Source organism: Vibrio sp. OPT24 (assembly GCF_015163545.1).
In the GTDB taxonomy this organism is placed as follows: domain Bacteria; phylum Pseudomonadota; class Gammaproteobacteria; order Enterobacterales; family Vibrionaceae; genus Vibrio; species Vibrio cyclitrophicus.
Genome location: NZ_JADDYI010000015.1, coordinates 290,215 through 300,140, shown reverse-complemented (window position 1 = coordinate 300,140; position 9,926 = coordinate 290,215). Strand labels below are relative to the sequence as shown.

7 protein-coding genes and 1 other annotated feature are annotated in these 9,926 nt (G+C 41.6%); of the genes, 4 read left to right on the top strand and 3 right to left on the bottom strand.

Annotated features, from left to right (window positions below; all coding sequences use genetic code 11):
• Positions 1–661: 661 nt before the first annotated feature.
• The 3 genes from clpB to rluD form a co-directional block, all read right to left on the bottom strand.
• The gene (clpB, locus tag IQO02_RS04830; protein ID WP_010434880.1) at positions 662–3,235 is read right to left on the bottom strand and encodes an ATP-dependent chaperone ClpB; all 2,574 of its coding nucleotides are present in this window, start codon (positions 3,233–3,235) and stop codon (positions 662–664) included.
• A 142-nt stretch (positions 3,236–3,377) separates the two neighbouring features.
• Positions 3,378–4,112, bottom strand: coding sequence for a peptidoglycan editing factor PgeF (pgeF, locus tag IQO02_RS04825; RefSeq protein WP_010434878.1), 735 nt, complete (start codon positions 4,110–4,112; stop codon positions 3,378–3,380).
• An 8-nt stretch (positions 4,113–4,120) separates the two neighbouring features.
• Positions 4,121–5,095 carry a 23S rRNA pseudouridine(1911/1915/1917) synthase RluD gene (rluD, locus tag IQO02_RS04820; protein ID WP_010434876.1) on the bottom strand — a complete coding sequence of 325 codons (975 nt, stop codon included), beginning with the start codon at positions 5,093–5,095 and terminating at the stop codon, positions 4,121–4,123.
• A gap of 137 nt (positions 5,096–5,232) precedes the next feature.
• Here rluD and IQO02_RS04815 point away from each other — a divergent pair, with 137 nt between their 5' ends.
• The 4 genes from IQO02_RS04815 to pheA all read left to right on the top strand — a co-directional run bounded on the left by IQO02_RS04815 (position 5,233) and on the right by pheA (position 9,710).
• Positions 5,233–5,961, top strand: coding sequence for an outer membrane protein assembly factor BamD (locus tag IQO02_RS04815; protein ID WP_010434874.1), 729 nt, complete (start codon positions 5,233–5,235; stop codon positions 5,959–5,961).
• Positions 5,962–6,101: 140 nt separating this feature from the next.
• Positions 6,102–7,526, top strand: a complete 1,425-nt coding sequence (locus IQO02_RS04810) for a lytic transglycosylase F (protein WP_315897589.1) — start codon at positions 6,102–6,104, stop codon at positions 7,524–7,526.
• A 428-nt stretch (positions 7,527–7,954) separates the two neighbouring features.
• Complete coding sequence (hpf, locus tag IQO02_RS04805) at positions 7,955–8,290, top strand: ribosome hibernation-promoting factor, HPF/YfiA family (RefSeq protein ID WP_004735034.1); 336 nt, start codon at positions 7,955–7,957, stop codon at positions 8,288–8,290.
• Between the two features lie 110 nt (positions 8,291–8,400).
• Positions 8,401–8,522: a sequence feature (Phe leader region), on the top strand.
• 12 nt (positions 8,523–8,534) lie between these two features.
• Positions 8,535–9,710: a prephenate dehydratase gene (gene pheA, locus IQO02_RS04800; protein ID WP_010434870.1), complete on the top strand. Its 1,176-nt coding sequence runs from the start codon at positions 8,535–8,537 to the stop codon at positions 9,708–9,710.
• Positions 9,711–9,926: the final 216 nt, after the last annotated feature.

Here is a 9,926-nt window from a genome sequence, read left to right as displayed (position 1 = left end):
GCCGCCAGCGTTCAATCTGAGCCATGATCAAACTCTTCAATTTAAAGTTTTGATTACCTAAATTAATAGGTGTGACTCAACGAATACTGACTTCAAAATCCATTCTCACTCGAAAGTAAGAAGTAATTCTAAAGCTATTATCTTTCCAACAGAAAGATAATGAATTGACTGTGCCGAATAATTTCTTTCTACAAGAGAAAGTAGTTAAACGTATTGGTCACTCAGTTCATTGAAATCATTGTGTTACCGAAGTAACTGTTTTATCCAAAGGATAAAACGTTTTGATATTCATCAACGAGTGCCCACACAGATTGATAGGTTTAAATTGTTAAAGAGCTTTACTTCTTAAGCGTTCCTTTAAGTAAGGAGCCTCTCGAAGTGGACGGCCATTCTAGCGAATTGGATTCCAGTGTCAAACACTTTTTCTCGCTAATTTTTCAAAGCATCTTAAATGCTTAATGGCGTCTCGTTACTTAGTTCAAACCGCTTGGTTATCCTTGGCAACGGAGGCGCATTATAGAGAGAATAATCCTTTGCACAAGGGCAAAAATGAAAAAAAACCGTCGCAAGCGACCGTTCGGACACTATTCACACAAAGCGTTCAAAATAGGTACGATTAAACCTTAATTTCGGCTAATCGTACCTATTATTCATAGTTTGATTATTGATGAGCAATAATTCGGTCATTATTCACTAATAGCTGCACTTTCTTATCAGGATTGATTTTTCCCGCCAATATCGCTTTCGCTAACGGATTCTCGACACTCTGTTGAATCGCTCTTTTCAATGGTCGTGCGCCATACACTGGGTCGAAACCAACCTGAGAAATCAACTTAAGTGCTTTGTCGGATACTTCAAGTTCATAACCATTTTCTTCCATTCGCTTTTTAAGATGTTCAAGCTGAATAGAGGCTATGGACTGAATGTGATCTTGGCCTAGAGGATGGAACACAACACTTTCATCAACACGGTTCAAAAACTCAGGACGGAAATGCTTACTGACCACTTCCATCACCTCATTCTTGATTCCTTGATAATCAAGTGTATTGAAGTTTTCTTGAATTCTCGAAGAGCCTAGATTAGATGTCATGATCACGACCGTATTTCTAAAATCTACCGTACGACCTTGTCCATCAGTTAATCGTCCATCATCGAGAACCTGTAATAAGATATTGAAAACATCCGGATGTGCTTTCTCAACTTCATCCAACAAAATCACTGAGTAAGGTTTACGGCGTACAGCTTCTGTTAAATAGCCACCTTCTTCATATCCAACATAGCCCGGAGGAGCGCCAACTAAACGAGCAACAGAGTGTTTCTCCATAAACTCAGACATATCGATACGCACCATGGCATCGTCACTATCAAACATAAAGTTAGCGAGTGTTTTGCAAAGTTCGGTTTTACCTACGCCAGTAGGGCCAAGAAATAAGAAAGAGCCAATCGGCTTGTTTGGGTCTGATAAACCAGCACGGCTACGACGAATCGCATTCGATACCACTTCAACCGCCTCTGCTTGACCAATAACGCGCTTGTGCAGAACACCTTCCATTTTAAGAAGCTTCTCTTTCTCAGCTTCTAGCATTTTAGAAACAGGGATGCCCGTTTGCTTCGATAGAACATCTGCTATTTCTGCATCGGTGACTTTGTTACGTAATAACGTCATTTCTTGCATTTCAGCTTGAGTCGCAAGATCTAACTGCTTCTCCAACTCTGGAATTCGACCATATTGAAGCTCTGACATTCGGTTAAGATCACCAGCTCGTCTTGCAAAGTCCATATCCATTCGAGCTTGTTCTAATTCCGATTTGATATGTTGCGTTCCAGACAAAGCCGCTTTTTCTGCATTCCACACTTCTTCAAGTTCCGCGAAGTCTCGTTCTTTATCGGAAAGCTCAGATTGCAATGTACGAAGACGCTTTTCACTGGCTTCGTCATTTTCGTTAGTTAACGCTTGCTGCTCGATCTTCAGTTGGATTATCTTGCGTTCTAATTTGTCCAATGACTCAGGCTTTGAGTCTATTTGCATACGAATGCTCGAAGCAGCCTCATCAATCAAATCAATAGCTTTATCTGGTAACTGACGATCTGAAACGTACCGATGAGATAATGTTGCCGCAGCCACAATAGCTGGATCGGTAATTTCTACATGGTGATGAAGTTCATAGCGTTCTTTTAAACCGCGGAGAATAGCAACGGTATCTTCTACGGTTGGTTCATCGACTATCACCTTTTGGAATCGACGCTCTAAAGCAGGATCTTTCTCAATATACTGACGATATTCATCAAGAGTTGTTGCTCCGACACAGTGCAACTCACCACGAGCCAATGCTGGTTTCAGCATATTACCGGCATCCATAGAGCCTTCGCCTTTACCCGCACCTACCATAGTATGAATTTCATCAATGAAGAGGATGATGTTTCCTTCTTCTTTAGATAATTCGTTGAGAACTGATTTCAAACGCTCTTCGAATTCACCACGATATTTGGCGCCCGCAATCAAAGAACCCATATCTAACGACAGCACGCGACGGCCTCTTAAACCTTCAGGTACTTCGTTATTAATAATGCGTTGCGCCAAGCCTTCAACAATTGCGGTTTTACCAACACCAGGTTCACCGATAATAACTGGATTGTTTTTGGTTCGACGCTGAAGAACTTGGATGGTGCGACGAATTTCATCATCTCGACCAATCACAGGGTCAAGCTTGCCTTGCTCTGCTCTTTCAGTCAGATCAATGGTGAACTTCTCGAGTGCTTGACGTCGATCTTCTGCATTCGGGTCATCGACTTTCTGCCCACCGCGAACTTGTTCGATAGCTTGAGATAATTTTTTTTCTGTAAGACCTAGCTCTTTAAGCAAGTTACCTAAAGGTCCTTTATCTTCAATAGCTGCAAGTAAGAAGACTTCTGAGGATATATAACTGTCTTGACGCTTTTGCGCCACCTTGTCACATAGGTTGAACAACGTACCCATCGCACTAGAAAGCTGAACGTCACCACCGATACCACTTACTTTCGGTACACGGTCTAACATTTCACTCAATTTAGAACGAAGTTGAACCACATCAATATTCAACATAGTAAGCAATGGACGAATTGCACTACCATCTTGATTAAGCAACGACACCATTAGGTGTACTGGTTCTATATATTGGTGATCACGACCTAATGCGAGCGACTGAGCATCAGATATCGCAATTTGGAATTTACTAGTGAATCGATCGAGACGCATGCCAACCTTCCTACTCTTAGATATGTTTATCTTATGTTTAGAAGATGGATACGGTAACGAAGATTTTCAAGGGATAAAAATGAAGAATAGAGCTTATATGGAAATATAAATGAGCTCGATGGGTAATTACATTAATTAGAAGTTACTCTAACCAAATAAAGGTAGCCTGACGCCCAGTAATGCCATCACGACGATAAGAATAGAAAGCATCGGAATCAGTATAAGTACATAAATTCGAATCTGTCACCGAAGTAACGCCAACCTTATTGAGTCGTTGGGTTGCTAGCTGAGACATGTTTGCTAACCACTTGCCAGGTTCGGATTTGGCTTTAAATGCTAACTTCGCTTGAGCGTCAAAACGAACAAAAGCGTCCAACACATCGTTGCCAACCTCAAATGCCTCTTTACCAATTGCAGGGCCAAGCCAAGCAATAATCTGGTTATCTGAATCTAGGTTTGAAAACTTTGCGACGGCATTTTCAAGAATACCACCAGCAAGACCACGCCAACCTGCATGAACTGCAGCAACTTGAGTACCTTTGGTATCGGTAAGGATGACCGGTAAACAATCGGCTGTCATCGCAGAACACACAACACCCTTTGCAGTGGTAAATGTACCATCCGCATCAAGCACATTCACCGCAGGTTCTAAAACCGTAACAACATCAGTTGAGTGAGTTTGATTTAGCCATACCGGAGCCGTGGGCATCTTAGATTGTTGCTTTAGCCATGTTCGATTACTTTCAACAAGTAAAGCATCATCCCCAACGTGCATACCAAGGTTTAACCCTTGATAAGCACCTGTAGAACAACCATCAAAACGAGTCGAAGCAAATGCTTTTACGTTTTGTGGTGCATTCCAGTCAGGGATGATCATTGACACGATTAAATGTCGTCTTCTATGTTTTCGCGAGCATCAACACGCAATGCTTCAGCCATCACAACCATGTCATTTGGCACAGGTGCATGGAACTCAACTTCTTCACCAGTAATCGGGTGAACAAACTTCAGCATAACCGCGTGTAGTGCTTGGCGATCAAAAGAACGAATCATTGTCGTTAGTTCTTCAGATGCACCTTTTGGAATACGTGCACGACCACCGTACGCTATATCACCTAACAGCGGATGCTGAAGATATGACATGTGAACACGGATTTGGTGAGTACGACCGGTTTCTAGACGCAGACGAATACGAGTATGTTCGCGGAAATGCTCAGCAACACGGTAGTGAGTTACCGCAGGCTTACCCAATTCATTGACGTCCATTAACGTACGCTTCGTTGCATGACGGCTAATGCCTTTCTCTACTACACCGCCCGCAGTCATTTTACCAATAGCAATTGCTTCATATTCACGAGTAATACGACGCTTGGCAAGAGCTCGTACAAGGCGAGTTTGAGCTGGAACCGTTTTAGCCACAACCATAAGACCAGTTGTGTCTTTATCAAGACGGTGCACAATACCAGCACGAGGTACTTCGGCAATCTGAGGGTAATGGAAAAGCAATGCGTTTAGTATGGTTCCATCCGGCGTACCTGCGCCTGGGTGTACAACCAGGTCACGAGGTTTATTGATAACCAATAAATCATCATCTTCATAGACAATGTCTAACGGAATATCTTGTGCTTCCCAGCGTTCTTCATCCGCAAGCTCCGCTTGTAAGATGATCGCTTCACCGCCCAAAACTGTAGTGCGCGGTTTAGTGATAACTTCGCCATCCACTTGGATTTTGCCGTCAAGAAGCCACTCTTTAATACGAGAGCGAGAAAAATCAGTAAATAGTTCAGCGACAGCTTGGTCTAAACGTTGACCTAACTGGCTGCTTTTTACTGTGTCTGTTAATGTTATCTGCTGAGCCATATCGAACTTTTTTAAAAACCGTGAGACTAATACCCATTAGTATGGATAAAATAGAATAATTGCATCATTGTATCTGTTACTGGTTAGAAAGTAACGGAAGCTTACGAAATATTTAATTCAAGGAATCGACGCCTGACATGAAACACCTTACTTTATCGGGTCTATTAGCCGTATCACTCTTAGTTGGCTGTTCAAGTAGTGAAGAAATAGTACCGGATGTACCGCCATCGGTTCTTTATTCTGACGCTCAACAATCACTGCAGAGTGGTAGTTGGCTTTCAGCAATCGAAAAGCTAGAAGCCTTAGACTCTCGTTACCCATTCGGCGCCTATTCAGAACAAGTACAACTGGATCTAATTTACGCGTACTACAAAAATGATGACTTGGCACTTGGCCTTGCAACTATTTCGCGATTCTTACGTTTGAACCCAACCCATGAGAAACAAGACTGGGTACTGTACATGCGTGGCTTAACGCACATGGCTCAAGATAGAAACTTCATGCACGATATTTTTAATATCGACCGAAGTGACCGAGATCCAGAACCCGTGAAGCTTGCTTTTGCTGACTTCAAGCGACTGCTCGAACGCTTCCCTAGCAGCCCTTATGCCGAAGACTCACAAAAACGCATGTTCGCACTTAAAAACCGCCTAGCAGAGTATGACTTAGCAACGGCTGACTTTTACCTACGACGTGAAGCTTGGATTGCTGCAGTGAACCGTACACAAGAACTACAAAAAACCTACCCTGATACCATTGCGGCTCGTAAATCTTTAGACATACAGTTAGAAGCCTACAAAAAACTAGGTCTGGAAGATGCGGTAGCAAGAACAGAGCAGTTAATTGAGCTAAACCCACTACCTTAATCAACTACTTACATATCAATATAAAAAAGCGCGCTAATTTATTAGCGCGCTTTTTTTTAACCACATTTCGTAAACTTGATGAATCGCATAATACACGGTATCTTCAATAAATAACTTTTAACAAATCATCAACATGGAGTGTGGATGTGAGTAGGTTGTTATTATTTATTGGGATCATGCTATTTAGCCAAATTTCCCACTCATTGGAGTTATCCCCATTAAGCAATAAGCCTTACATGGGCGACTTGGATGTACTTAAAACCAAAGGAATGGTTAGAGTACTCGTGTCGGCCGATCTTGGATTTTATTACATAGAAGATGGCAAACCAAAGGGTATAGTGGCAGAGATGCTCTATCACTTTGAGAAAAATCTTCGTAAGAAACACCCTTACCTCAATGTTCAAATCATCCCCATACAAAGAGATGACCTACTCCCCTCGTTGCAATCTGGTTATGGCGATATCGCCGTAGCAAACCTAACGGTCACCGATAAACGCTTACAAGCCATCGATTTTTCAGACCCAATGATAACAAGTGTCAAAGAACTCATTATCACTGGGAAAAAGTCTCCCCCTATTACCGATATCAAACAACTAAGCGACAAAGAGGTGTGGATTCGTGCAAGCTCAAGTTATTTCGAGAGTGTGCAGAGAGTGAACAAAGAACTCAACAGATTAGATTTATCCCCACTTCACGTCCACTTTGTCGAAGAATCATTACAAGACTACGAACTGATCGAGTTAGTTAACCAAGGTTATATACAAGGCACGATACTCGATAGTCACAAAGCAAAACTATGGACTGACGTAATGGAAAATATTCAAGTCCATACCGACTTGCCTTTACGAGAAAATGGTCGCATTGCTTGGGCATTAAGAAAAGACAGTCCAATTTTAAAGAAAGAGATCAATAAATACGTTAAAACCTCTCGCAGCGGCACCTTACTCGGCAACGTGATATATCAAAAGTATATCGATAATACTCGCTGGCTAGGCCGAGCTCTCAATCCTAACAAAGTCGACAAAGTGGCTAAACTCGCTGATGTGTTTGAAAAATACTCAAGCAAGTATGAATTTGACCCTTTAATGATGTCAGCTCAAGGCTTTCAAGAATCAGGACTTGATCAGAGCAGGGTTTCTCACCGAGGTGCAATTGGCGTAATGCAGGTACTCCCGAGTACTGCTAGAGACAAAAACGTCAATATTAAAAACATTCACAAAGTGGATAACAATATCCACGCGGGCGTGAAATACATGCGTTTTATCAAAGATCGGTATTTTGATGACCCGGCAATATCTCCTGATAACCAAATCTACTTTACGTTGGCATCTTACAACGCCGGACCCGCTAAAATTAGAAAGATGAGAGCTATAGCCAAGGAAAAAGGTTATAACCCCAACATCTGGTTCAAGAATGTAGAAATCATCACGCGTAAGTATGTGAGTAAAGAACCCGTTACTTACGTCACTAATATCAACCGCTACTTCGTTATTTACAAACAATTACAGGCAATTAATACCATCCGAGAGAACGGTACAGCGAGATTACTACAAACCAGCGATTAACGTACAAACTCAAAAAGTCATATTGAGTCCATACGAAACTTTCCGATTGCGAAATCGCGAAGCAACGAAAAACTAAAAAGCCCGCACAAGGAAACCGGTGCGGGCTTTCAATATTCCATTAAAGCAGAAGCTAAGTGTGCGTTAGTTCACATAATCTTATTGAGTGAATTTTCATCACGCACTTTAAAAAGGCTGTAAAACGCCCCTAAAAACTGATGTAATTTTTAGCGAAGCCTTGCCTCCAAGTTATCGTTTTTCATAAGGATAACAAGCATTTTTCGCCAAAAATATATCAAGACTTGCGTAAGATCACATTTGATTTTAATGCTCATCCCACCCAATAAAAATGAGATCTAGATCACGTTCTTAATTCCTAAAAGTCGTAATCTGAAGTTAACCCATGAGGGATACAACAGAGGAAAACTTCTATGAAAATGAACATCACTGGTAAAAACATCGACATTACCTCTGCAATCCGTGATCACATAGAAAGCAAATTTAAAAAGCTTGATAAATGGCAAGTAGACATCATTGGTTGCCAAGCGAGCTTTAGTGAAGAACCAAACAAGAAAAAGAAATTTGAAGCGGTTCTAACCGTACCGAAAGGCCAACTTGTTGCTTCATCAATCCATGACGACCTCTACGTAGCTATCAACGAAGTAGAACAAAAACTAGAGCGTCAACTCAACAAGCTACGCCATAAACCAGAAGCGCGCCGCGCTGAAAAGCCTGAAATTGAAGAGCTAGAAGCTGAAGTAGAATAAGGAAAGAGAACAGATTAAAAAATAGCGCCTCAAGGCGCTATTTTTTTGCTTGACGCTCGTAGCTCGCTTGCTTATTGTGTTTAAACATTCATAAAACAATCACTTTTTATGCACTCTCAATCTTTGTTTATTTTTGACTTCTTTTTTCTTCCGTAAATCGGAGGCTGAGTCGTTTTAGAAAAACAAGTCAAAAACGAACAAGAAGCCTCCCACACTAGGGAGGCTTTTTTATAAGGACACATTTATGACTGACCGCTCAATTTCACTGGATGATATCCGCCTTCGTCTTAATGATTTAGATGACGAACTGCTGAGTTTACTTTCCGAACGTCGCAAACTCAGTATCGAAGTTGCGAAAAGCAAAGTAGAAACATCAAAGCCTGTACGCGATGCTGTTCGTGAGCAGCAGCTTCTGGTTAAGCTCATTAACAATGGTAAAGATAAATATGAGCTTGATGCGCAGTACATCACTAAACTGTTTCACACAATCATTGAAGATTCCGTTCTACTGCAACAGTCATACTTGCAAAATTTGGCGAATCCACAAAGCCGTAAGCCACTGGCTCGCGTTGCATTCTTAGGCTCTAAAGGCTCCTACTCTCATCTGGCGAGCCGTGAATATTTTAGCCGTAAGAATATGGAGTTGATTGAATTAAACTGTAATCACTTCAAAGAAGTAGCATCAACGGTAGAATCTGGCCATGCTGACTACGGTGTATTGCCTATTGAGAACACCAGCTCAGGGTCAATTAACGAAGTCTACGACCTACTACAACACACGACTCTTTACATCGTTGGTGAACTTTCTCAGCCTATTGAGCACTGCCTTGTTGCGAAAAGTGATATCCGTTTAGAAGACATCAAAACACTCTATTCACACCCACAGCCACATCAACAATGCAGTGAGTTTTTGAGTCGCTTAAAAGGCGTGAGTCTTGAATCTTGTGCAAGCACAGCAGATGCAATGAAGAAAGTAAAAGAACTGGATGGTGATGATGTTGCCGCTATTGGTAATGCGTCTAGTGGTAAGCTTTACGGCCTGCAACCTATCCAAGGCAATATTGCAAACCAAACAGAGAACCATACTCGCTTCATCGTTGTAGCTCGCAAACCCGTTGAGGTTTCAACTCAAATTCCAGCTAAAACAACGTTGATTATGTCGACATCTCAAGAAGCTGGCTCCCTAGTGGAGACACTACTTATTTTGCAACGTCTAGGTATCAACATGACCAAGCTGGAATCTCGTCCTATCATGGGAAACCCTTGGGAAGAGATGTTCTATGTTGATTTAGAGGCGCACCTAGATTCAGATAACATGCAACAAGCGATAACTGAACTAACGGCCATTACCCGTCACCTGAAAGTACTGGGATGCTACCCAAGTGAAAACATTAAGGCGACTCAAGTTAAGTTGTCGTGAGCATGACGTGACTAGCATTTGGCCTATGATAGACCACTAAGTAAAATAACATCACTGCTAACGTAATAACGATTCGACCAAATGACGTACAAAAATATTTTGTTATATCTCAATTAGTTATTCGTTAGCAGGTTATTGTCAGCTATCAAACCTTTCTAGCTTCACCAAATCAACAGCTTCATTCACTCCATCTTCATTGATAAAACTTCCAACAAT

What these genes read in the sequence shown, in the direction of transcription:
- clpB (WP_010434880.1), bottom strand. Translation starts at nt 3,235, where the DNA reads ATGCGTCTCGATCGATTCACTAGTAAATTCCAAATTGCGATATCTGAT.
- pgeF (WP_010434878.1), bottom strand. Translation starts at nt 4,112, where the DNA reads ATGATCATCCCTGACTGGAATGCACCACAAAACGTAAAAGCATTTGCT.
- rluD (WP_010434876.1), bottom strand. Translation starts at nt 5,095, where the DNA reads ATGGCTCAGCAGATAACATTAACAGACACAGTAAAAAGCAGCCAGTTA.
- IQO02_RS04815 (WP_010434874.1), top strand. Translation starts at nt 5,233, where the DNA reads ATGAAACACCTTACTTTATCGGGTCTATTAGCCGTATCACTCTTAGTT.
- hpf (WP_004735034.1), top strand. Translation starts at nt 7,955, where the DNA reads ATGAAAATGAACATCACTGGTAAAAACATCGACATTACCTCTGCAATC.
- pheA (WP_010434870.1), top strand. Translation starts at nt 8,535, where the DNA reads ATGACTGACCGCTCAATTTCACTGGATGATATCCGCCTTCGTCTTAAT.